The following is a 22,889-nucleotide window of genomic DNA, read 5'->3' as shown; positions in this document are numbered from 1 at the left end:
TTCAGGAAGGAAAGGAAGATACCATTGAAAGAACGTGTACAAAAATTCGGCCGGTTCCTCAGCGGAATGGTCATGCCCAACATCGGGGCCTTCATCGCCTGGGGCCTGATCGCCGCCCTGTTCATTGAGGCCGGCTGGTTCCCCAACGCCACCATCGCCCAGATGGTCAGCCCCATGCTCTCCTATCTGCTCCCCATCCTCATCGCCTACACCGGCGGCAAGATGGTGGGCGGACAGAAGGGCGCGGTAGCCGGCTCGCTGGCCGCCCTGGGCGCCATCGCCTCCACCGAGAGCACCATGTTCATCGGAGCCATGATCTGCGGCCCGCTGGGCGGCTGGTGCATTAAGAAGTTTGACGAGAAGATGGAGGGCCACATCCCCGCTGGTTTTGAAATGGTGGTCAACAACTTCTCCGTGGGCATCATCGGCGGCCTGCTGGCCATCCTGTCCATCTTTGCCATCGGTCCCACCTGCGTGGTCCTCACCGACATCCTGGGCAATGGCGTGGGCTGGCTGGTGGATCACAGCCTGCTGCCCCTCACTGCCGTGCTGGTGGAGCCCGCCAAGGTGCTTTTCCTGAACAACGCCATCAACCACGGCGTCTTCACCCCCATCGGCACCGAGCAGGTGGAGGCCCTCCGGGCCGCCGGCGAGATCGGCAAGTCCATCCTGTATATGATCGAGTCCAACCCCGGCCCCGGCCTGGGCCTGCTGCTGGCCTACTGCGTGGCCGGCAAGGGCGAGACCCGCTCCTCCGCCGGCGCCGCCGCCATCATCCAGTTCGTGGGCGGCATCCACGAAATCTACTTCCCCTACGTCCTGATGAACCCCATCGTCATCCTGGGTCCCATGATCGGCAATGTCTGCGGCATTTTCACTCTGAATCTGCTGGGCGGCGGCCTGTCCGGCCCCGCCTCCCCCGGCAGCGTCATTGCCGAGCTGATGCTCACCCCCAAGGGCTGCTACTTCGCCAACATCGCCGGCATCGCCGTGGCCGGTGCGGTCAGCTTCGCCATCTCCGTCTTCCTGCTGAAGTTCTTCGGCAAGGATTCCAGCCTGGCTGAAGCCCAGGCCCAGGTGGCCGCCTCCAAGGCCGCTTCCAAGGGGCAGGCCGCTCCCTCCGACGCTCCTACCGGCGCTCAGGTGGACATCCACTCCGTGAAGAAGATCGTCTTCGCCTGCGACGCGGGCATGGGCTCCTCCGCCATGGGGGCCACCATGCTGCGCAACAAGCTGAAGGACGCCGGTATCACCGACATTGAGGTCATCCACCATCCCGTGTCCGAAATCCCCGGCGACTGCCAGATCGTTGTCACCCACCACGAGCTGGCCCACCGGGCGGTGGCCAGCAACCCAAGAGCCCGGGTCATCCCCATCCAGAACTTTATGGGCGCACCCGAGTACGCCATGCTGGTCGACGAGCTGGTGGCCGCCCGCAGCGGCAAGGCTGCTCCCGCCCCCGCCGCCCCCAAGTCCGCTGAGGCCCCTGCCGTCGCCGGACCCATTCTGCTGGACCGGAAGAACATCGTGCTCAACTGTGAAACCGTCACCCCCGAGGAGGCCATCCGCGCCTGCGGCAGGCTGATGGTGGAAAGCGGCTACTGCACCGAGGGCTACGTCCAGGGCATGATCGAGCGCAACGAGGGCTTCCCCGTGGCCATCGGCAGCCATGTGGCCATCCCCCACGGCACCAACGAGGCCCGGGAGTTTATCCAGAAAACCGGCCTGGTGGTCATGACCTACCCCAAGGGTATCGTCTGGGGGGAGGACGAGGAGCTGGTCCGTCTGGTCATCGGCATCGCCTCCAAGGGCGAGGAGCATCTGGACATCCTCAACCGCATTGTGGAGGTCTGCGAGAGCGAGGAGGACACCGACGCTCTGGTGGACAACGCCACCGTGGAAGAGCTGTACAAAAAGCTGAACGGCCTGTCCTGATCCCCTCCGCTGGAAGATAATCGGTCCCCGCCCCAAGGATGTCCTTGAGACGGGGACATTTTTGCGGATTTCATCCGCGAATTCTCGTAAAATCTATTGCTTTCCTGGCCGCCGTCCAGTATAATAGCCTATCAGAACTCCAGCGCAAACAGGACGAATTTTGTAGGATAAGGAGACAAATTCATGAAACAGTATCAGGAAATGACCCGTGAGGAGCTCCAGGCCCAGCGGGAGCAGCTGGAGCAGAGCTGCTCCCAGCTCCAGGCCAAGGGGCTGAAGCTGAACATGGCCCGCGGCAAGCCGGGAGCCGATCAGCTGGAGCTGTCCCTCCCTCTGCTGGATGTGCTCAACTCTCAGAGCGACTGCCGCGACGCCAGTGGCCTGGACTGCCGCAACTACGGCGAGCTGCTGGGCATCCCGGACGCCCGGAAGCTCTTTGGGGACTATATGGGCGTCACCCCCGAGGAGACCATCGTGGTGGGCTCCGCCTCCCTCACCTTTATGTATGACTGTATGGCCCGCGCCATGTTGCTGGGCGTACTGGGGGGCGGCAAGCCCTGGTGCAAATACAGCAAGGTGAAGTTCCTCTGCCCCGTCCCCGGCTACGACCGGCACTTTACCATCTGCGAGACCCTGGGCATCGAGATGATCAACATCCCCCTCACCGAGTGGGGGCCGGATATGGATCTGGTGGAGAAGCTGGCGGCTGAAGACGAAACCGTCAAGGGCATCTGGTGCGTGCCCAAGTACACCAACCCCCTGGGCGGCTCCTACTCCGACGAGGCGGTGCGCCGTCTGGCCTGTCTGAAGCCCGCCGCCAAGGACTTCCGCATCTTCTGGGACAACGCCTACGCCGCCCACTATGTCTATGAGGACACCCCCGTCCTCAACATCCTGGAGGAGTGCAAGAAGGCCGGGAACCCGGACATGGTATATATGTTTGGTTCCACCTCTAAAATCACCTTCCCCGGCGCAGGAGTGGCCTTCTTCGCCGCCTCCAAGGCCAACGTGGATTTCACCGCCAAGCAGCTGGACGCCCAGTCCATCAGCTGGGACAAGATGAACATGCTGCGGCACGTCCGCTTCTTCAAGGACCAAGCGGGCATCCAGGCCCAGATGGACAAACACGCCGCCATCCTGCGGCCCAAGTTTGACGCGGTGCTCTCCACTCTGGAGGCCCAGCTGGGCGGCACCGGGGCCGGGACCTGGGTTAAGCCCAAGGGGGGCTACTTTGTCACCTATATCGCCATGCCCGGCTGCGCCAAGCGGATCGTCCAGCTGTGCAGGGAGGCGGGGGTGGTCCTCACCGACGCGGGCGCCACCCACCCCTACCACAAGGACCCCGACGACAGCTATATCCGTCTGGCTCCCTCCTTCCCCTCCCCCGCCGAGCTGGCCCAGGCCATGGAGGTCTTCTGCACCGCCGCTAAGCTGGCCGCCGTGGAGAAGCTGCTGGGGTGAACATTTTTGACATCATCGGGCCGGTAATGATCGGCCCCTCCAGCTCCCACACCGCCGGGGCGGCACGGCTGGGCTACGTGGCCCGGACCATCCTGGGAAAGGAGCCGGTAAAGGCGGTCATCCAGCTCAGCGGCTCCTTTGCCCAGACCTACCGGGGCCACGGGACGGACAAGGCCCTGATCGCCGGCATCCTGGGCTTCCCGCCTGACGACGTCCGCATCCGGGACTCCTTTGACCACGCGGCCCAGGCGGGGCTGGACTGCCAATTTGTGTGTGAAAACATCCCCAACGCCCACCCGAACACCGCCCGGATCACCCTGACCAGCGCGGACAGGGAGACGGTCACCGTGCAGGGCGCGTCGGTAGGGGGCGGAAACATCCTGGTGGATGAGCTCAACGGCATGGCGGTCCACGTCACCGGGCAGAACAACACCCTGGTGGTCCTCCACCAGGACAAGCCGGGGGCCATCGCGGCGGTGACCAATTTTATGGCCTACTCCGGGGTGAATATCGGCAGCTTCCGGCTGGCCCGCCCCCAGAAGGGGGGCACCGCCGTCATGACCATTGAGGTGGACGGCGAGATCTCCAACCTGCTGATTGAGACCCTGTCTATCCTGCCCAACATCATCCATGTGGTCCTCATCCGGGCCGTGTGAGGAGGGACGAAATGCTGACCTATCAGACCATCCAAGAGCTTTGCCAGGCCGCAGAGGCGGCTGGCTCCACCATTTCCCAGGTCATCCTCGCCGGCCAGGCCCAGCAGCTGGGGCTGGAGGAGCGGGAGGTCTACGACCGGATGGCCCAGCGCCTTCAGGTGATGAAGGAGTCGGTCCAGACCGGGCTGGACCCGGCGCTGCGCTCCGCCTCCGGCCTGTCCGGGGGAGACGCCGCCAAGCTGCTGGCCTACGCCCGGACCGGCGGCATCTGCGGCAGCTTTGTCAGCGAGGCCATTGCCCGGGCGGTGGCCACTTCGGAGTGCAACGCCGCCATGGGCAAAATCGTAGCCGCCCCCACCGCCGGGTCCTGCGGCATCCTGCCGGGGGCCGTTCTGTCCGTGCTGGAGGCGGGCCAGTGCTCGGAGGAGCAGGCCGTCATGGCCCTGTTCACCGCCGGAGGCATCGGCGCCGTCATCAGCAACCGGGCCACCCTGGCTGGAGCGGAGGGTGGCTGTCAGGCGGAGTGCGGCGCGGCGGCCGCCATGGCGGCCGCCGCCCTGGCGGAGCTGCGGGGCGGCTCCCCCGCCCAGTCGGCCCACGCCTGCGCCATCGCCCTGAAGAACCAGCTGGGACTGGTGTGCGACCCGGTGGCCGGGCTGGTGGAGGTCCCCTGCATCAAGCGGAACGCGGCGGGGGTGATGATCGCCCTCGCCGCCGCTGAAATGGCCTTGGCCGGAGTGGAGAGCAAAATCCCGGCGGACGAGTGCGTCTCCGCCATGTATGAGGTGGGCTGTTCCATGCCCGCCTCCCTGCGGGAGACCGCCCTGGGCGGCCTGGCCGCCACCCCAACCGGCAGACGCCTGAAGCAGGAGATTTTCGGGCCCTCCGATTCTTAAAAAAAGAGGCCGCTGTTTCCCAATGAAACAGCGGCCTTTTTCAAGCCTTCCAAATCAGTTCCAGAAGTCGGTCTTTTCCATCAGGCCGATGGAGGACGCCTTGAACGCAGGGTCCTTGCCAGCGGCGCGCTGGTCGGTGTAGTCCTTCATCGCCCTCATGGCGGTACCGCCCAGGATGATGATAACAGGCAGGTTGATAATCGCCATAATGCCCATGAGCACATCTGCCAGATCCCAAACCAGGTCGAAGTTCAGCAAGGGGCCGACAAAAATCAACACAATCGCGATGATGTTGAAGATGGTCTTGCCGCTCTTGCTCACCTTATGGCCGGCGATGTAGTTCATGCAGCCGTCGCAGTAGAACAGGTTGCCCAGCAGAGTGGTAAAGGCGAACAACAGCAGGGCGAAGGTGATAAAGTATGGGCCAATCGCGCCAAAGGTGTTGGCCAGCGACGCCTGCACAAAGGGGGCGCCCGTCAAATCCTTGGAGGGGGTAATGCCGGTGCACAGCGCCATCAGAGCGGTGGCGGTACAAATCAGGATGGTGTCAATAAACACGGACAGCATCTGCACCAGACCCTGCTTCACGGGGTGGGACACATCCGCCGCCGCCGCTGCGTTAGGGGCGGAACCCACGCCGGCCTCGTTGGAGTACAGGCCGCGCTTGATGCCCTGCATCAGGGCGGAACCGGTAAAGCCGCCGAAAATCGCCTTGAAATTGAAGGCGTCCACAAAGATGTGCCCCAGCACGGCGGGGACCTGACCGATATTCAGCACAACGGTGGCCAGCGCCATGATGATGTAGATGATGCCCATGACGGGAACCATCACACCGGTCACCTTAACGATGCGCTTGCCGCCGCCGAAGATACAGATGCCCACCAGGACAGCCAGAATCGCGCCGCCCACCACGGCCACAGTGCTGAAGTCGCCGATCTTCCCGGCAGCGTCATAGAAGCTATAGCTGGTCAGGCTGTCGATCAGGTTGTAGGAGGCCAGCATATTGAAGCCGCCGGCGTAGGTGGCAATCAGAACACCTGCAAAAATCACGCCCAGAGTCCGGCTGTGCAGGGCGGCCTCGATGTAGTAGGATGGGCCGCCGTAGCTGCCGCCCTCGGGGTCCTTCTTCTTGTAAATCTGGGCCAGCGTGCTCTCCACAAAGGCGGAAGCGCCGCCCACCAGGGCGATGATCCACATCCAGAACACCGCGCCGTAGCCGCCAATGGCAATGGCGTTGGCCACGCCCACGATGTTGCCGGTGCCCACACGGCTGGCGGTGGATACCATCAGGGCCTGGAAGGCGGACACGGAATTCGCCCCCTTGGGCTTCTCGCCCACCACCCGGATGGATTCCGGCAGCAGCCGCAGCTGGACCAGCTTTCCCCGGAAGGTGAAGTACAGGCCGACGCCCAGCAGCATGATGATTAGGATGCAGCTGTACATGTAGTCGCTAATGGCGCTGATCAGGCCGGCAAACACATCATACATAATCGTTCCCTCTCTCTTCTTTACTATTGCCGCCAATCCTGGCGGCATTTGTATTATAGCACAATCTTTTCAGCTTGAACAGCCCCTTTGTTATGTTTTTTCAACAACGCCGTTAGAATCCTCTGTCCAGCGCACGATGGCAAGGCTCAAATCGCCGTCGCTCTGGGTGCTGAACAGCTCCTCCAGCTGCCGGGGCAGCGCCTCGCCGCAGCCGTCGCTGGCGAGCAGGGCCTGGAGCTTCCCCTTTTTTCAACATTCCCCGCCAAACACCAGTCCTCCCTCTTGTGGCCCGGAGGAAAATAGAGTATACTGCTGAACAAGAGACCGCGCCCCGGCCCTCAGGCCGGGATCATGAATCGTAAGGAGCGTTTGCCATGAATTTGAAGCGACTGTGTGTTCTGTATTTCAGCCCCACCGGCGGCACGGAGAGGATCGCCCGCTTTGCGGCCGGAGAGCTGGCCGGCCGGCTGGGCCTGGAGCCGGAGTTCATTGACTTCACCCGGCCGGAGGCCCGGCAGGCCGATTACCGCTTTGCCCCAGACGACCTGCTGGTGATGGCCTCCCCCGTCTACGCCGGCCGCCTGCCCAACAAGCTGATGCCCGAGTACAAGGCCCGGATCTTTGGCAGCCGCACCCCCGCCATCCCCATCTGCGTCTTCGGCAACCGGAGCCCCGACGAGGCCCTGCGGGAGCTGGTCCTGCTGCTGGAGGACAACGGCTTCCAGATCGCCGCCGGAGCCGCCTTCGCCGGGCGGCATGCCTTCTCCGACCGGGTGGGCGGCGGACGGCCCGACGGGGAGGACCTGGCCCAGATCGCCGCCTTTGCCGCCCATGCGGCGGAAAAGCTGGCTGGAGACGCCCTCCCCCTCCTGGAGATGGACCGCAGCGAGATCGGTCCCTACTACGTCCCCCGGAAGGAGGACGGCTCCCCTGCCAAGTTCCTGAAGGCCAAACCCCTCACCCGCTGGGAGCGGTGCTCCCGCTGCGGAGCCTGCGCCCGGGCCTGTCCCATGGGCAGCATCGATCCCGCCACAATGGAGGCCGTGGGCCTGTGCATCAAGTGCCAGGCCTGCGTCCGCCGCTGCACCGTACAGGCCAAGTATTTCGAGGACGCCGATTTCCTCTCCCACGTGGCCATGCTGGAGCAGACCTTCACCCGCCGGGCGGAGCACGTCATCCTGCTCTGACCCTCCCGCAGCGCCGGACCAAACAAAAAAACCGCCCGTCTGGGCGGTTTTTTCATTTCAGCTCGACCTCCGGCATCAGCTCCTGGCCGACGATGCTCAGTACACGGTCCATCTGGGCCACCTCCTCCGGGGTGAACCGCTCCCGCACACGATCCATTACCTGCTGGATATACTCACTGCTTAGGTTGTAATAGTCGTGAAACTGCTGGGTGGGCCGCAGATGATACTCCCGCCGGTCGCTGGGGGACTGAACCTTTTCCAGATACCCCTTTCGGATCAGGCTGTTCACCTTGTAAGCGGCGTTGGGGGAGGAGATGTTTGCAAAGGAGGCAAACTCATTGATGGTAGGTTCATCCAAAGCCCGAATGATCTCCATGCAGAAGGTCTCCACCGCAGTCAGGCTGGCCCGCTTGGTCTGGAACCGGGCGAAAACGGCCTGGTAAAAATGCAGCTTGAATTTGGTATAGATCCGGTCAAAGCTCTCCTCCAGCACAGCATTCCCTCCCTTCATTTCCCCAATAGTATACCAGAAATCGAAGGCTTCAGCAAGAAGTTTCGGGGCGTTCTGTGAGAGCAAAGGTCAGCTCCGCCCTGCAGGCCAGCGCTCCCTCCACCCTGGCCTCCGCCGTGCCGAAGCCCACCGGCCCCTTCCGGGCGGTCAACGCGCAGGAGAGCTCCAGCACGTCGCCGGGCCGGACCTGCCGCTTGAACCGGGCGTTTTTGATCCCGCCGAAGAGGGCCAGCCGGCCCTTGTTTTCCTCCTCCGTCAGGATGGCCACCGCCCCCACCTGGGCCAGCGCCTCAATGATGAGCACCCCAGGCATCACCTTGAAGCCGGGGAAGTGGCCCTGAAAGAAGGGCTCGTTGGCGGTAACGCACTTGATCCCCCTGGCGCTCTGGCCAGGGATGCACTCCACAATCCGGTCCACCAGCAGGAAGGGGTACCGGTGGGGCAAAATCCTCTCGATCTGGTCGATATTCAGCTCCATTTCCTTATCCCTCCCACTTTTTCAGTGCAATGGCCGCGTTATGTCCGCCAAATCCCAGGGAGTTGGACAGGGCAATTTTGATCTCCGACCTCCGGCCCTGGTTGGGTACGATGTCCAGGTCGCAGGCCGGGTCGGGGACCTGATAACCGATGGTGGCGGGGACGAAGCCCTCCTCCAGGGCCAGGGCGGTGAAAATGGCCTCCACCGCCCCCGCCGCACCCAGCAGGTGGCCGGTCATGGACTTGGTGGAGCTGACCATCAGCCTTTGGACGTGGTCCTTAAAGACGGTGTGGATGGCCGCCGTCTCGCAGGCGTCGTTCAGAGGGGTGGAGGTGCCGTGGGCGTTGATGTAGTCCACCGCCTCCGGCTCCAGTCCGGCGTCGGCCAAGGCCAGGGCCATGCAGGCGGCCCCTCCCGCTCCGCCGGGGACAGGAGCGGTGATGTGGTGGGCGTCGCAGTTGGCGCCGTAGCCCACGACCTCGGCGCAGATGCGCGCCCCTCGGGCTCTGGCGTGCTCATACTCCTCCAGCACCAGGGCGCCCGCCCCCTCCCCCATGACAAAGCCGGAACGCTCCGCGTCAAAGGGGATGGAGGCCCGCAGGGGATCGGTGCTCTCGCACAGGGCCTTCATAGCGGTAAAGCCGCCCATGGCCAGGGGAACGACGGCCGCCTCCGCGCCGCCGCACAGCATCACCTCGGCGTAGCCGTCCCGGATGTGGCGGAAGGCGTCTCCGATGGCATTGGTCCCCCCGGCGCAGGCGGTGACCACACAGGAACACATCCCCCGGAGGCCGTACCGGATGGCCATATGGCCCGCCGCCATGTTGGAGATGATCATAGGGATCATAAAGGGGGACACCGAGTCCCAGCCCCGGCTGCACCCCCGCTGATGGGCATCACCCACCGTCTCAAAGCCGCCGATGCCGCTGGAAAAGATCACGCCGCACCGGTCGGGACGCTCCAGCTCCCGCGCCAGGCCGGAGGCGTTCATCGCCTCGTCCGCCGCAATCAGGGCCAGCTGGGTAAAGCGGTCCATCTTCCTGGCCTCCCGACGGCCCAGCAGGGCGTCGATGTCCAGGTCCTTCACCTCGCCGGCCAGCTTCACCTTCATGCTCGATGTGTCGTACCGGGTGATGGGGCCGATCCCGCAGGTCCCGGCCTGTACGGCGGCCCAGCTGTCAGACACCGTGTTCCCCAGGGGGTTGACGGTGCCCATACCGGTGATGACTACTCTGCGCTTTTCCATCTCTCTCACCTCGTCAAACTGCCATGCCGCCGTCCACGCACAGCACCTGTCCGGTGATGTAGGCGGACTCCTTGGCCGCAAAAAACGCCACCGCCCGGGCGACCTCCTCGGGCGCTCCAGGGCGGCCCTTGGGGATGGTCCCCAGCATGGCCTCCCTGGCCTTGCCGGGGAGCGCAGCGGTCATGTCGGTCTCAATATAGCCGGGGGCCACCGCGTTGACGGTGATGTCCCGTCCGGCCAGCTCCTTGGCGGCGGCCTTGACCAGGCCCAGAAGGCCCGCCTTGCTGGCGGCGTAGGCGGTCTGGCCCGGGTTGCCCCGCAGGCCCACCACGCTGGACAGGCAGACGATCCGCCCGTACTTCTGCCGCAGCATCATCTTCGCCGCCGCCTTGGTGCAGAAATAGGCCCCCTTCAGGTTGGTATCCAGGGTCTTTTCAAAATCCTCCGTTTTGGCGGTCATGAGCAGGCCGTCCCGGCTGATGCCGGCGTTGTTCACCAGAATGTCCAGCCGGCCGAAGCGCTCCTTCACCGCCGCCGCCAGGGCCTCGCAGGCGTCGGGGCTGGCTACGTCGGCCTGAAAGACCTCCGCCTCCGCTCCCAGCTGCCGGCACAGCTCTGCGGTCTCCGCCGCCGCCTCCCTGCTGCCCGCGTAGTTGACGGCCACCGCCGCCCCCTGCCGGGCCAGCTCCAGGCAGATGGCCCGGCCGATCCCCCGGCTGCCGCCGGTGACCAGGGCCACGTTTCCCTCCATGCTCATGCTGTCTCTCCTTTCAGCGCGGATACCACGCTGTGGAAGTCCGCCGCCGTGTCGATGTGATAGGTCTTGATGGCCGGAGCCGTCTTTTTGAAAAAGCCGCTCAGGGCCTTCCCCGGCCCGATCTCCACCACGGTGTCAATGCCGTCCGCCTCCATGCGGCGGATGGTGTCCTCCCAGTAGACGGAGGACTGCACCTGCCGTTCCAGCAGGGCGGGGATGGTCTCGCCAGCCTCTATGGGGCCGCCCTTGCAGTTGAAGTAGACGGGGAACTCCATAGGTCCAAAGTCCAGGGTCCGGAAGTAAGCTGCCAGCGCGTCCCCGGCGGGCTTCATCAGGCGGGTGTGGAAGGGGCCGCTCACCTTCAGCGGCATGCACCGCTTGGCCCCCAGCTCTTTGGCCAGCTCACCGGCCCGGTCCACCGCCGCCCGCTCCCCGCCGATGACCAGCTGGCCGGGGCAGTTGTAGTTGCAGATCTGGACCACACCCAGCTCCGAAGCTCCATCGCAGGCGGTCTGGAGCTTTTCCCGGTCCAGGCCCAGCACGGCGGTCATACCGCACTCCAGTCCGGCGGCGGCCTCCTCCATGACCTTCCCCCGAAAAGCCACCGTGGAGATGGCCGTTCCCTGACTGAACACCCCGGCGGCGTGGAGGGCGGAATACTCCCCCAGGGACAGCCCCGCCGCCGCCTGGGGGCGGATGCCCTCCTGGGCCAGCAGGCTGGTCACCCCCACGGCGAAGGCCGCCATGCAGGGCTGGGTGTACCGGGTCTGGGACAGCTTCTCCTCCGGCCCCTCGAAGCACAGCGTCTTCAGGTCGAATTCCACCGGAGCATGGTCAAACACACGGGCAAAGCCGGGAAATTCCTCATAAAAATCCTTTCCCATGCCCACTCTCTGGCTGCCCTGTCCGGCGTATACAAAGGCGATCATTGCGCCGCCCTCCATTCTGTTATAATTTGGTGGATCTGCTCCTCCACTGTGGACATCCGGTCCATCCGGCCCACATTCGCCCCGCAGAAGAACAGGCCGTTGTTCCAGTCCCCGTGCCAGGCGTCGATGAGGGCCTGGGAGATGCAGTAGGGGGACTCCAGCTTTTTGCAGGGCGTCAGGCAGTTGACGCACCGCGCGGGGCGGGGCTGCGTCCCCGCCTCCACCCGGTCGATCAGGGGACTGCGCAGGGCCCGTCCTGGCATGCCCACAGGGCTTTTGACAATGGTGACGTCCTTCTCCCGGGCGTTCAGAAGGATGCGTTTAAAGTCCTCTCCAGCGTCGCACTCCCGGGTGGCGATAAAGCGGGTGGCGAACTGGGCTCCGGCGGCCCCTTCCCGCATGTAGCGGGCCATATCTCCGCCGTTTTCCACGCCTCCGGCCACAAAAACAGGGATATCCCGCCCGTATTTGTCCCGGAAGGGGGCCAGCGCCTCCCGTACCTCTTGGAGCAGGCGGCTGAGGGAGGCGGGCCGTCCCGCCTGAGCCTCTCTGGCCTCCTCGGGTGAGAAGCCCAGGTGCCCGCCCGCCAGGGGACCCTCCAGCACCACAAAATCCGGGACCCGCTGGTAGCGCCGGTCCCACACCCTGCTGATGAGGGCGGCGGCCTTCCCTCCGCTGACGATGGGAGCCAGAGCGGCGGTATTCCCAGGCACCTGGGCCGCAATGGCGGGCAGCTGGAGGGGCAGTCCCGCCCCGCTGACCACTGCGTCCGCCCCAGCCCGCAGAGCGGTGCGGACGCTGTCGGCGTACTGGACGGTGGCCACCATGGCGTTGACCGCTACCAATCCCGCGCCCCGGGCCAGCTCCCTGGCCCGGCGGACCTGACGGTCCAAGGCCCGGAGGTTGGCCCCCTGGAAGTTTTCGGAATAATCCGGCTCCAGAAAGCCGCAGGCGGCGGTGGAGATGGTCCCCATCCCGCCCTGGGCGGCCACCGCTCCGGCCAGCCGGTCCAGGCTGATCCCTACCCCCATTCCCCCCTGGAGAACCGGCAGGGGAAGGGTCTTGCTGCCCAGTATTACCCCCATTTTGCCTCCGTCTCTGCCAGAACGGCCTGGCTGTCCCGGACCATTTCCTCAAAAATAGTCCGCAGGGGACGAATCGCATGGAGCAGGCCCGCCGTCTGGCCGCACATGAGGGAGCCGGTTTTGGTGTCGCCGTCGAAGACCGCCCGGCGCAGGGAGCCCAGCGTGAACTTTTCCAGCTCCTCCCGGCCGGCCCCGGCCCGCTCCTGCTTCAGATACTCCCGGGACATCTGGTTCTTCAAGATTCGCACCGGGGCGTTGACGCTGCGGCCGGTAACGGTGGTGTCGCTGTCCTTGGCCTTCAGGACGGCCTGCTTGTAGTTGTCGTGAATGGGGCACTCCACACTGACCAGCAGGCAGGTGCCCACCTGGACCCCGCAGGCCCCCAAGGCGAAGGCGGCGGCCAGCTGCCGGCCCGAGGCGATGCCTCCGGCGGCGATGACGGGCAGGCCGGTCATCTCACACACCTGGGGCACCAGGGCCATGGTGGTCAGCTCCCCCACGTGGCCGCCGCTCTCGGTACCCTCGGCGATGAAGCCGTCCACCCCCAGGGGTTCCAGGCGGCGCACCAGGGTGGTGGCGGGGACCACGGGGAAAACCTTGATGCCCGCCTCCTTCCAGGCAGGAACGAACTGGCCGGGTACCCCCGCGCCAGTGGTGACCACCTTCACCCCCTCCTCAATGACCACCTGGGCCATCTCCGCGGCGGCGGGGTTCATCAGCATGATGTTCACGCCAAAGGGTTTTTCCGTAAGGGATTTGCAGGTGCGGATGTGCTCCCGGAGCAGCTCCGCCGTCATGCCCCCTGCGCCGATGAGGCCCAGCGCCCCGGCGTTGGACACGGCGGCGGCAAACTCGCCGGTGGCAATGTTGGCCATGCCGCCCTGGATAATGGGGAACTCGGTCCCCAGGATCTCGTTCAGCTTCATAGTATCTCTCCTTTACCAGCGCAGCAGCGCCCCGGCCCAGGTCAGGCCGCCGCCGAAGCCCACCGTCAGCACCCGCATCCCGGGGCGCAGCCTGCCCGATTGGACCAGCTCGTCCAGGGCGATGGGGATGCTGGCGGCGGAGGTGTTGCCGTAGCGGTCCATATTTTTATAAAACAGGCCCTCTTGGGCCTTCAGCTTCTTGGATACATGGTCAATAATCCGGGCGTTGGCCTGGTGGCAGACCACCAGATCCAGGTCGTTGACGGAGGCCAGCCCCTCCGCCTCCAGCAGCTGGCGGATGGACCGCTCCACCACCTCCACGGCAAAGCGAAACACCGCCTTTCCGTCCATATGGATGGCGGAGGGGACTGGTCCCGGTCCCTGGACCCGGATGCTGTCCGGGTCCCCCCGGGAGCCGAAGACGGTGTGCCAGCTCCGGGTCTCGTCCCGGCGGAGCACTGCCGCCCCCGCCCCGTCCCCGAAGAGGACGCAGGTGTTGCGGTCGGTGTGGTCCATCACCCGGCTGATGACCTCCGCCCCCACCACCAGAGCATAAGGGCGGGGTGCGCCGGCCAGCAGAGCGTGGGCGGTCTTCAGGCCGTACAAAAACCCGGCGCAGGCGGCGTTCAGGTCGAAGCAGAGGGTGTCCTCCTCCAGCCCCAGCTCCCGCTGGAGCAGACAGGCGGTGGAGGGACTGGCGTGATCGGGGGTAAAGGTGCCCACCAGACACACGCCTATGTCGGCGGCGGTCAGGCCCGCCCGCTCCATGGACTGCCGGGCCGCGCCGGCCGCCAGCTGAACGCCGGTTTCTCCCGCGCAGAAATACCGCTGATGTATCCCGGTGCGGCTGAACACCCACTCGTCGCTGGTGTCCACCGCCCGGCTCAGCTCCTCGTTGGTCACCGCCCGCTCCGGCAGGCACCGGCCGGTGGCTAAAATATGGGGCGCGCTCATGGCTCCTCCCTCCCCGCGGGAGGCAGATTTTGCCCCATAGCGCGGAACATATCGTATCTCTGCTTCGCCAGGGCCGGGCCCTTCAGCTTATCCAGGGCGGCCAGCTCCTTGGTCAGCGCCGCGTCTACCGTACGGAACATGGCCTCCCAGTCGGTATGAGCGCCGCCCTCCGGCTCCCGCAGGACCCCCTGGACGATGCCGCCCCGGCGCAGGTCCTGGGCGGTAAGCTTCATCACCCCGCAGGCCTCCTCAGCACGGGAGGCGTCCTTCCACAAAATGGAGGCAAAGCCCTCAGGGGAGAGTACCGAGTACACTGCGTGCTCCAGCATGAGCACCCGGTTGGCCACGGCCAGAGCCAGGGCCCCGCCGCTGTTCCCCTCCCCGGTGATCACAGAGATGACGGGGACCTCCAGGGCGCTCATCAGGGCCAGGCACTGGGCAATGGCCTCCCCCTGGCCCCGCTCCTCCGCCTCCTTTCCGGGGTAGGCCCCCGGAGTGTCCACAAAGGTGATGATGGGCCGGCCGAATTTCTCCGCCTGCTTCATCAGCCGCTGGGCCTTGCGGTAGCCCTCGGGGGAGGGCATGCCGAAGTTGCAGCGCAGGTTTTCCTCCAGGTTTTTCCCCTTCCGGTGGCCGATCACGGTGACAGGCCGTCCGTGGAACCGGGCGATGCCCCCCAGAATGCTGGCATCCTCGCCGCACAGGCGGTCCCCCCGCTGCTCAAAGAAGCCGGTGAACAGAGCGCCGATGAAGTCCGCCGTCCCCGGACGGGCCGGGTTTCGGGCGAGCTTCACCTTCTCCTCCGGTGTAAAGCGGCTCATGAACGTCCCCCCTTCTCATGGAGGGCCAGCAGCTGGGCCAGCACCGTCCGCCACTCGCTCCGGGGGACGATCTGGTCCAAAAAGCCGTGGTCCAGCAGATATTCTGCGCGCTGGAAGCCCTCGGGCAGCTGTTCCTTGATGGTCTGCTCGATGACCCTCGGCCCGGCAAAGCCGATGAGGGCCCCCGGCTCGGCCAGCATGATGTCCCCCAGTGAAGCAAAGCTGGCTGTCACCCCGCCGGTGGTGGGGTGGGTGAAGCAGGAGATATACAGCCCGCCCCGGCTCTGAAACCGCTGGATGGCGGCGGCGGTTTTGGCCATCTGCATCAGGGAAAAGATCCCCTCCTGCATCCTGGCCCCGCCGCTGGCGGAGAATATCACCAGCGGCAGCTTCTTTCGGGCGGCGTACTCGGCGGCCTGGGTGATCCGCTCCCCCACCGCCGTGCCCATACTGCCCATGAGAAACCGGCTGTCCATCACGCCGAAGACCGCCCTGCGGCCCTCGATCCTGCCCAGCGCGGTGACCGCTCCGTCCCGCAGGCCGGTCTCCACCTCCAGCCTGGCCAGCTTAGCCGGGTAGTCCGGAAAGGCCAGCGGATCGGCGGGCGGGACCTCCTCCAGCTCCTGGAAGGAGCCGGGGTCCAGGATGCCGGACAGCCGGTAATAGGCGTCGATCGGGGCGTGAAAACCGCACCTGGGGCAGACCTGCAGGGCGCGTTCCCACTCCAGTCCGGCGCTCTCCGCGCCGCACTCCGGGCATTTGATCCGCCGGGAGGAGTCCAGCTTCCCCTCCCGCATAGTCTGGTAGACCAGCATCCGGTCCCGGCGCCGGGAAAAAATTCGGTTCACGTCTCTCCCTCCATCAGGCGGTCACAGGTCCGGGCCAGCTCCAGCAGCCGGTCCAGATTGTGTTCCAGAAAGCCGGTGTCATACCGGCCCCGGACAAACTCGGGGTCGTGCATGATCAGGTGGGCCAGCGGCGCGTTGGTGGGGTAGCCCTCGACAATCAGCTCCTCCAGCGCCCGGCGCATCCGGCGGATGGCTTCCAGCCGGGTGGGGGCGTGGGCCAGCACCTTGGCCGCCAGCGAGTCGTAGTAGGGGGGCACCTCATAGCCGGTGTACAGGGCGGTGTCCACCCGTACCCCCGGCCCGCCGGGCAGGTGGAGGAAGGTGGTCGTCCCCGGACAGGGCAGAAAATCCCGCTCCGGGTCCTCCGCGTTGATGCGGCACTCGATGGCGTGGCCCGTCACCCGAACGTCCTCCTGAGTGAAGGACAGGGGCAGACCAGCCGCCACCCGCAGCTGCTCCTTCACCAGATCGATGCCGGTGACCAGCTCGGTGACCGGGTGTTCCACCTGAATGCGGGTGTTCATCTCGATAAAATAGAAGGCGCCATCGGGGGCCAGGACAAATTCCACCGTCCCCGCCCCCACGTAGCCCGCCGCCTTTGCGGCGGTCACAGCGGCCCGGCCCATCTCCTCCCGCAGGGCGGGGGTGAGGGCCATGGAGGGGGACTCCTCCACCAGCTTCTGGCGGCGGCGCTGGATGGAGCAGTCCCGCTCCCCCAGGTGGACCACATGGCCCTGGGTGTCCGCCATGATCTGAAACTCAATGTGCCGGGGGTTCAGTACCAGCTTTTCCAGGTACATCTCCCCGTCTCCGAAGCAGGCCACCGCCTCAGCCTGGGCCTCCTTGAACCGGGCCTTCAGCTCTCCGGCGGAATCCACCTGGCGCATGCCCCGGCCTCCGCCTCCGGCGGAGGCCTTCAGCAGCACGGGGTAGCCCACCTGCTCCGCCAGCGCCTCGGCCTGACGGGCGTTCTTCACCGGGCCGTCCGACCCGGGCACCACCGGCACCCCGGCCTTCTGCGCCAGAGTCCGGGCGGCCGACTTGCTGCCCAGCTTCCGGATCACGTCCCCGGAGGGTCCCACATACTTCAGCCCCGCCTGGACGCACCGGTCGGCAAAGTCCGGGTTTTCCGCCAGAAAGCCGTAGCCGGGATGGATGGCGTCGCAGCCGGTAGCCAGGGCGGCGGAGAGGATGGCATCCTGATTCAGGTAGCTGTCCGCCGCCCTAGCCGGGCCGATGCACAGGGAACGGGTGGCCAGCTGGGCGTGGAGGGCGCTCTCATCCGCCTGGGACCAGACGGCCACCGTCTCCACCCCCAGCTCCCGGCAGGCCCGGATGATCCGCAGGGCGATCTCCCCCCGGTTGGCAATCAACACACGCTTCAGCATTGTCTCACACCCTCCGGATGCGGAACAGCGGGGCGCCCACCCCCACCGCCTCGCCGTCCTTCACCAGGACTGCCTCGATGACGCAGTCGGCGGGGGCGGGGACCTCGCTCATCATTTTCATGGCCTCGATGAGGCACAGGGTATCCCCCTTTTTCACCTGAGCGCCGGCGGTGACATAGGGGGGTTCCTCCGGAGCGGGGGCGGCGTAGAACACCCCCACCAGGGGTGCGGCCACCGTCTCCCCTGTCTCCTCCGCCTCCTGGACGGGAGGGGCTGGCAGAACGGAGGGAGCTGCGGCCGCAGGGACCGCTCCCTCCCGCCGCAGGGCTATCCGCTCCCCCTGGCGCTCCCACTCCAGGGCCGTCAGGCCAGAGGCGGCAAAGCGGTCCATCAGAGCGCAAACTTCCTGCAATTCCATACAAAGTCTCCCCGGCTCGTTACGCCTGTTTGCCTTTAATATAGTCCAGAATGTCCTGGACCGTGTGGATCTTTTCCAGGTCCTCGTCTTCGATGCCAACGCCCAGGCTCTCCTGCAGGGCCATGGACAGCTCCACGATCTCCAGGGAGTCGGCCTCCAGGTCCTCCACCAGATTGGTCTCCAGCTTGACCTCCTCCGCGTCGCAGCTCAAGGTGCTGACAATGATGTCCCGTACATTCTCAAAGGTGATTTCCATGTTCATCGACCGTCCTTTCTAAATTGGAGCCGCCTCCGGCGGCAGTAATCTCAAGTATTTTATCTAAATATTTTTAACTAAAATACTTGAGGCTTATTATATGGAACGCCGTCTCATTGTCAAGGGGAATTTTTCCTCCGCCCCTCTTTTCCTCGTTCTTTACAAACGGGGGGGCCGGATTCCCCCCGTCCTTTTCCGATTTTCACAACGCCGCCCTGGGGTATGAGTTCCGGGGAACCGGCGCAAACTGTTCAGGGCGGCGGCTCCGATGACCAGTTCTGACGAGTATGGATCGCTTTCGATTCAATCTGAAGGGGGCAAGGTACTGGACAAAATCATCCAAGTTTGATATAGTAAGTTTACCTGCACGGCAGGAGGATTTCCCCCTGCGAACGCACACCGCTTAAGCGCCGCCGCAGGACCGGCCCGCGCCGCTCCCCGTCATCCGCCTGCGCCCCGGCCAGCGGTCTGGAGCTTACATGTACAGAAGCTTCGGAGTGCATCTCCAGCGAAATAAAGTCAGAAAGGAAGATTCCCATGAAAGAATTCCAGTACACCATCACCGATCCCATCGGCGTCCACGCCCGTCCCGCCGGACTGCTGGCCAAGGCCGCCAAAGGGCTGGACAGCACCATCACCATCACCAAGGCGGACGGCAGCAAGTCCGCAGCCGCCACCAAACTCATGGCCATCATGGGCATGGGCATCAAATCCGGCGAGACCGTCAAGGTCACCGTGGAGGGCGGCAGCGAGGAGGCCAACTGCGCCGCCATGGAGCAGTTCTTCAAAGAGAATCTGTAAAACGCCATGCAGGGGCGTCTGCCTCCACTGGCAGGCGCCCCTGTTTGAGGATAAAAACAAGGAGGAGTATGTCATGATCGTAATGCAGGGTAAAGGCGTGTCCAGGGGCGTCGCAAACGGCCCGATTTATTTTTTCCAGCGCTCCAGCACCACCATCTCCGACGCCCCCGCCGCCGACCTTGAGGCAGAGAAGCAGCGCATCACCGCCGCCCAGGAGAAGTCCATCGAGCAGTTGAACGCCTTGGCCGATCAGGCACGGGAGGAGACCGGGGAGGAGACCGCCATTCTCTTTGAGACCCACGCCATGTTCGTGGAGGACGAGGACTATGTGGACTGCATGATGAACACCCTCACCGAGCGGGGCTGCTGCGCCGAGAAGGCGGTGGAGACCGCCGGCGAGGAGTTCTCCGCTATGCTGGCCGCCATGGACGACGCCTACATGCAGGCCCGGGCCGCCGACATCAAGGACGTCACCCGCCGCATCCTCAACAACCTGATGGGCATTGCCGACGGCGGCATCGACTCCGATGTGCCGGTCATCCTGGCCGCCGACGATCTGGCCCCCTCCGAGACCCTCCAGCTGGATAAGAGCAAGATCCTGGGCTTCATCACCCAGGGCGGCTCCAGCAACAGCCACACCGCCATTCTGGCCCGCACCATGGGCATCCCCGCTATCTGCGGCCTGGGGGACGCACTGAAGCCGGAGCAGGCCGGCCGGGAGGCTTACATCGACGGCGAGACCGGTCAGGTGGCGATTGAGCCCGACGACATCACCCTGTCCGCTTACCAGGCCAAGCAGGAGAAGCAGCGGGAGATGAAGGAGCTGATGGAGACCATGAAGGGCCAGCAGGACGTCACCCTGGACGGCCGGGAGATGATGGTCTACTGCAACATCGGCTCCCCTGAGGACGTGGCCGCGGTGCTGTCCAACGACGGCCAGGGCATCGGCCTGTTCCGCTCCGAGTTCCTCTACCTGGCCGCCAGCGACTACCCCTCCGAGGACGACCAGTTCAACGCCTACAAGCAGGTAGCCGCCGCCATGGGGGGCAAACGGGTGGTCATCCGCACCCTGGACATCGGCGCAGACAAGCAGGTGGACTACTTTGAGATGCGCAAGGAAGAGAACCCCGCCTTGGGCGTCCGGGCCATCCGCATCTGCCTGAACCGGCCCGAGGTCTTCCGCACCCAGCTGCGGGCCCTGTACCGGGCCTCCGCCTACGGCAAGGTGGCCATCATGTTCCCCATGATCACCTCGGTGTGGGAGGTAAAGGAGTGCAAGCGGGCCTGTCAGAAGGTGATGGCCGAGCTGGACGCCGAAGGCATCCCCTACAACAAGGACACCGAGCTCGGCATTATGATCGAGACCCCCGCCTCCGTCCTGGTGGCCGAGGAGCTGGCCCGGGAGGTGGACTTCTTCTCCGTAGGCACCAACGACCTGACCCAGTACACCCTGGCCTGCGACCGCCAGGCCAACGACCTGGGCAAGTTCTTCGATCCCCATCACCCCGCCGTCCTCCGGGCGCTGAAGCTCGCCACCGATGCCGCCCACAAGGCCGGCATCTGGATCGGCATCTGCGGCGAGCTGGGAGCCGATCTGGAGCTGCTGGAGACCTTCCTAGCCATCGGCATCGACGAGCTGTCCGTCTCCCCCACCTCGGTCCTGCCCCTGCGGGCGGAGATCCGGAAGTCCATCGCCAAGACCTGCACCCTGGAAAAGCTGGAGTGCTGAGCGTCCGGCCCGATCAATGAGTATCAGCGAGCCGTCCACCTTGTACGGGTGGACGGTTCGCTGATACTATGTGGCAAAAAAACGGCCGTTTACTCTGTGCCCAGCGTCTGGATCAGAAGGTTGCGCAGGGAGATGGCGCTCTGCCGGTTCATGACGATGGAGGCCACCGTGTCGGCGGCGGGGGTGGCCACGTTCTCAATCCCGCCCTGGGCGTTGACCGTTATGGCGTTCTCCATATACTTGTAAGAAATGTCCAGGGTGACCTCCAGCAGCTCCCCCTCCTTGTCTGATACCTTGCGCAGGCCAAAGGCGTTGGCATATTCCGGTCTCATTTGCAAAAACTCCTTTCATCATTACGGTTGTTTGGCTCCCCGCCGCAGGGGGCAGGGGAGCATATTGATCAGATGGTCCTCCCGTTGAGGACCGCTCCGGCCAGTCTGTCCCCCTCGTAGCAGACCTTCAGGGAGAAAAAGGGGGCCTCCTGCTGCAGCAGGTCCAGGAAGATGGCGTCCCCCTCCCAATGGGGCAGCTCCAGGAGCCGGTCCCGGTGAACCCATTCCAGCACGCCCTCGTCGCACTCCTTCAGTTCCCCGGTGAAGCCATCGGCGGTGAACAGATGCATATACTCGGTGGGCCATCGGTCGGAGACAAAGGTGACGATCCCCCGGTAGCGGTAATCGGTGAGAATCAGGCCGGTCTCCTCCTCCACCTCCCGGAGCAGGCAGTCCTCCGGACTCTCTCGATCCAGGAATTTCCCCCCGATGCCGATCCACTTGTCCTTGTTCAGGTCGTTCTCCTTCTTCACCCGGTGGAGCATCAAGTACTCTTCTCCCCGCTGAATATAGCACAGGGTCGTATTTATCATGCCTCGATCAGCTCCACTTCAACCGTATAGTATTCCCCATCCCGCAGATAGGTCAGCTCCACCACGTCCCCTGCGCCCAGGGACAGCTTGAGCTGAGTCAGGTCCTGAATGCCGGTAACAGGCTGGCCGCCGGCCGCCAGGATCACGTCGCCGTCCCGCAGGCCCTTGACCCAGGCGTCGCTGGTCTTCTCCACCTCCACCAGCTGCAGCCCGCCGCCCTCCAGCGGCACGGTGCTCACCGTAAAGCCGAACACGCCGGCCCGGACCTTCTCCCCGGCGATGAGGCGGTCGGCCACATACTTCACCCGCTGGGAGGGGATGGCGAACCCCAGCCCCTCGGCGGAGCCGTCCTCGGTGACGATTTTGATGGTGTTGATGCCCATCACCTGGCCGTACTGATCCAGCAGCGGCCCGCCGGAGTTGCCGAAGTTGATGGCGGCGCTGGTCTGGATCAGCACCATGGTGATGCCGTCCACCTCCACGGACCGGCACAGCGCGGAGACGATGCCATCCGTAAAGGTGGCCCGGTAGCCCAAGGAGTCCCCCAGAGCGGCCACCGGCTCCCCGATGCGCAGGGTGTTGGAGTCCCCAAACCGGGCGGGGGCGAGGCCGCTGGCCTCCACCTTCAGCACCGCCAGATCCTCCATCGCGTCGAAGCCCACCAGGCTGGCGGGCAGGACCCGGTTATCGTGGAGGGTGACGCTGACCGCCTTGGCCCCGGCCACCACGTGGGCGTTGGTGATGAGATAGCCGTCCTCTGTCAGCACCACGCCGCTGCCGGAGCTGAGACCCTCCGGCGTCAGCGACTCGATGGACACCGCAGAGGGCAGGGTCCGCTCATAGATCTGGGTGTAGCTCAGCGGAACTCCCTGGGGAGGAAGGAGCTCCACCGTCACCCCCGTCCCGGTCTCCGCCTTGGGGATGGAGGGGGGCGTATTGTCCAGCTCGCTGTTTTGCGGGCGGTAGTCGTCTCCGTAGGAGTGGAAGCGGTCCCCGCCGCTCCACTGGCTCACCGCTCTCCAGGCAAAATACCGCTCCAGCAGGCCCACAGAGACGCAGACCGCCAAAATCAGGGCCAGCAGGCCCACATAGCGGGGCCACCGCCGCCGCCTCTGGCGCACCCGCAGCACGGGCCGCCGGGGCGCCGGCTCCGGGATTCGGACGGCGGGGGGATCAGGCAGCTCCCGTTCCGGATGCTCCCAGGCGCCGCCCTGCCACAGGCCGTTTGTTCGCTTGTCCATGATAACACCTCCG

24 protein-coding genes are annotated in these 22,889 nt (G+C 65.0%); 7 read left to right on the top strand and 17 right to left on the bottom strand.

What is annotated here, in order from left to right:
* Positions 1-24 precede the first annotated feature (24 nt).
* The 4 genes from VV088_RS18450 to sdaAA all read left to right on the top strand — a co-directional run bounded on the left by VV088_RS18450 (position 25) and on the right by sdaAA (position 4,948).
* Complete coding sequence (locus tag VV088_RS18450; protein WP_334602137.1) at positions 25-1,935, top strand: PTS mannitol transporter subunit IICBA; 1,911 nt, start codon at positions 25-27, stop codon at positions 1,933-1,935.
* A 183-nt stretch (positions 1,936-2,118) separates the two neighbouring features.
* Complete coding sequence (locus VV088_RS18445) at positions 2,119-3,396, top strand: aminotransferase class I/II-fold pyridoxal phosphate-dependent enzyme (RefSeq protein ID WP_334602136.1); 1,278 nt, start codon at positions 2,119-2,121, stop codon at positions 3,394-3,396.
* On the top strand, positions 3,393-4,052 hold the full coding sequence (gene sdaAB, locus VV088_RS18440) for an L-serine ammonia-lyase, iron-sulfur-dependent subunit beta (protein WP_334602135.1): 660 nt from the start codon (positions 3,393-3,395) through the stop codon (positions 4,050-4,052). Before VV088_RS18445 ends, sdaAB begins: the two co-directional genes overlap by 4 nt.
* 11 nt (positions 4,053-4,063) lie before the next feature.
* Positions 4,064-4,948, top strand: coding sequence for an L-serine ammonia-lyase, iron-sulfur-dependent, subunit alpha (sdaAA, locus tag VV088_RS18435; protein ID WP_334602134.1), 885 nt, complete (start codon positions 4,064-4,066; stop codon positions 4,946-4,948).
* Positions 4,949-5,002: 54 nt separating this feature from the next.
* Here the strand turns inward: sdaAA and VV088_RS18430 are convergent, their stop codons facing one another.
* A complete protein-coding gene (locus VV088_RS18430) occupies positions 5,003-6,436 on the bottom strand; it encodes an alanine/glycine:cation symporter family protein (RefSeq protein WP_334602133.1) in 1,434 nt (477 codons plus the stop codon).
* Between the two features lie 374 nt (positions 6,437-6,810).
* Here VV088_RS18430 and VV088_RS18425 point away from each other — a divergent pair, with 374 nt between their 5' ends.
* A complete protein-coding gene (locus VV088_RS18425; RefSeq protein ID WP_334602132.1) occupies positions 6,811-7,623 on the top strand; it encodes a 4Fe-4S binding protein in 813 nt (270 codons plus the stop codon).
* 52 nt (positions 7,624-7,675) lie between these two features.
* Here VV088_RS18425 and VV088_RS18420 read toward each other — a convergent pair whose 3' ends face one another.
* Genes VV088_RS18420 through acpP form a run of 13 tightly spaced genes read right to left on the bottom strand, consistent with a single transcriptional unit; the run spans position 7,676 to position 18,234 of the window.
* Positions 7,676-8,116, bottom strand: coding sequence for a MarR family transcriptional regulator (locus VV088_RS18420; protein WP_334602131.1), 441 nt, complete (start codon positions 8,114-8,116; stop codon positions 7,676-7,678).
* A gap of 49 nt (positions 8,117-8,165) precedes the next feature.
* Positions 8,166-8,612: a 3-hydroxyacyl-ACP dehydratase FabZ gene (gene fabZ / locus VV088_RS18415; protein ID WP_334602130.1), complete on the bottom strand. Its 447-nt coding sequence runs from the start codon at positions 8,610-8,612 to the stop codon at positions 8,166-8,168.
* 4 nt (positions 8,613-8,616) lie between these two features.
* A complete protein-coding gene (gene fabF, locus VV088_RS18410; protein ID WP_334602128.1) occupies positions 8,617-9,858 on the bottom strand; it encodes a beta-ketoacyl-ACP synthase II in 1,242 nt (413 codons plus the stop codon).
* Positions 9,859-9,871: 13 nt separating this feature from the next.
* Positions 9,872-10,615, bottom strand: coding sequence for a 3-oxoacyl-[acyl-carrier-protein] reductase (gene fabG / locus VV088_RS18405; RefSeq protein WP_334602127.1), 744 nt, complete (start codon positions 10,613-10,615; stop codon positions 9,872-9,874).
* Positions 10,612-11,544 carry an ACP S-malonyltransferase gene (gene fabD / locus VV088_RS18400; protein WP_334602126.1) on the bottom strand — a complete coding sequence of 311 codons (933 nt, stop codon included), beginning with the start codon at positions 11,542-11,544 and terminating at the stop codon, positions 10,612-10,614. The genes fabG and fabD overlap by 4 nt, the downstream gene beginning before the upstream one ends.
* Positions 11,541-12,629 carry an NAD(P)H-dependent flavin oxidoreductase gene (locus VV088_RS18395; protein ID WP_334602125.1) on the bottom strand — a complete coding sequence of 363 codons (1,089 nt, stop codon included), beginning with the start codon at positions 12,627-12,629 and terminating at the stop codon, positions 11,541-11,543. The genes fabD and VV088_RS18395 overlap by 4 nt, the downstream gene beginning before the upstream one ends.
* Complete coding sequence (locus VV088_RS18390; RefSeq protein ID WP_334602124.1) at positions 12,620-13,555, bottom strand: nitronate monooxygenase; 936 nt, start codon at positions 13,553-13,555, stop codon at positions 12,620-12,622. Before VV088_RS18390 ends, VV088_RS18395 begins: the two co-directional genes overlap by 10 nt.
* A gap of 12 nt (positions 13,556-13,567) precedes the next feature.
* Entirely contained in the window at positions 13,568-14,509 is a 942-nt protein-coding gene (locus VV088_RS18385) for a beta-ketoacyl-ACP synthase III (protein WP_334602123.1), read from the bottom strand.
* Positions 14,506-15,330, bottom strand: coding sequence for an acetyl-CoA carboxylase carboxyltransferase subunit alpha (locus tag VV088_RS18380; protein ID WP_334602122.1), 825 nt, complete (start codon positions 15,328-15,330; stop codon positions 14,506-14,508). The genes VV088_RS18385 and VV088_RS18380 overlap by 4 nt, the downstream gene beginning before the upstream one ends.
* Complete coding sequence (accD, locus tag VV088_RS18375; protein ID WP_334602121.1) at positions 15,327-16,178, bottom strand: acetyl-CoA carboxylase, carboxyltransferase subunit beta; 852 nt, start codon at positions 16,176-16,178, stop codon at positions 15,327-15,329. Before accD ends, VV088_RS18380 begins: the two co-directional genes overlap by 4 nt.
* Positions 16,175-17,566: an acetyl-CoA carboxylase biotin carboxylase subunit gene (gene accC, locus VV088_RS18370; protein ID WP_334602120.1), complete on the bottom strand. Its 1,392-nt coding sequence runs from the start codon at positions 17,564-17,566 to the stop codon at positions 16,175-16,177. The genes accD and accC overlap by 4 nt, the downstream gene beginning before the upstream one ends.
* 4 nt (positions 17,567-17,570) lie before the next feature.
* Positions 17,571-17,984 (bottom strand): acetyl-CoA carboxylase biotin carboxyl carrier protein, encoded by a 414-nt coding sequence (locus tag VV088_RS18365; RefSeq protein WP_334602119.1) that lies wholly within the window; start codon positions 17,982-17,984, stop codon positions 17,571-17,573.
* 19 nt (positions 17,985-18,003) lie between these two features.
* On the bottom strand, positions 18,004-18,234 hold the full coding sequence (gene acpP, locus VV088_RS18360; RefSeq protein ID WP_442913193.1) for an acyl carrier protein: 231 nt from the start codon (positions 18,232-18,234) through the stop codon (positions 18,004-18,006).
* Between the two features lie 543 nt (positions 18,235-18,777).
* Here acpP and VV088_RS18355 point away from each other — a divergent pair.
* Together VV088_RS18355 and ptsP are read left to right on the top strand one after the other, a co-directional pair.
* Positions 18,778-19,041, top strand: coding sequence for an HPr family phosphocarrier protein (locus VV088_RS18355; RefSeq protein WP_334602117.1), 264 nt, complete (start codon positions 18,778-18,780; stop codon positions 19,039-19,041).
* Between the two features lie 73 nt (positions 19,042-19,114).
* Positions 19,115-20,770, top strand: a complete 1,656-nt coding sequence (ptsP, locus tag VV088_RS18350) for a phosphoenolpyruvate--protein phosphotransferase (RefSeq protein ID WP_334602116.1) — start codon at positions 19,115-19,117, stop codon at positions 20,768-20,770.
* An 89-nt stretch (positions 20,771-20,859) separates the two neighbouring features.
* Here ptsP and VV088_RS18345 read toward each other — a convergent pair whose 3' ends face one another.
* The 3 genes from VV088_RS18345 to VV088_RS18335 form a co-directional block, all read right to left on the bottom strand.
* Complete coding sequence (locus VV088_RS18345; RefSeq protein ID WP_334602115.1) at positions 20,860-21,102, bottom strand: hypothetical protein; 243 nt, start codon at positions 21,100-21,102, stop codon at positions 20,860-20,862.
* Between the two features lie 68 nt (positions 21,103-21,170).
* Complete coding sequence (locus tag VV088_RS18340) at positions 21,171-21,635, bottom strand: NUDIX hydrolase (protein ID WP_334602114.1); 465 nt, start codon at positions 21,633-21,635, stop codon at positions 21,171-21,173.
* Positions 21,632-22,876 carry a S1C family serine protease gene (locus VV088_RS18335; protein ID WP_334602113.1) on the bottom strand — a complete coding sequence of 415 codons (1,245 nt, stop codon included), beginning with the start codon at positions 22,874-22,876 and terminating at the stop codon, positions 21,632-21,634. Before VV088_RS18335 ends, VV088_RS18340 begins: the two co-directional genes overlap by 4 nt.
* Positions 22,877-22,889 lie beyond the last annotated feature (13 nt).

The sequence above is a fragment of the Lawsonibacter sp. JLR.KK007 genome (assembly GCF_036941135.1).
Taxonomy (GTDB): domain Bacteria; phylum Bacillota; class Clostridia; order Oscillospirales; family Oscillospiraceae; genus Lawsonibacter.
This window is presented reverse-complemented; position numbering and strand designations above follow the sequence as displayed.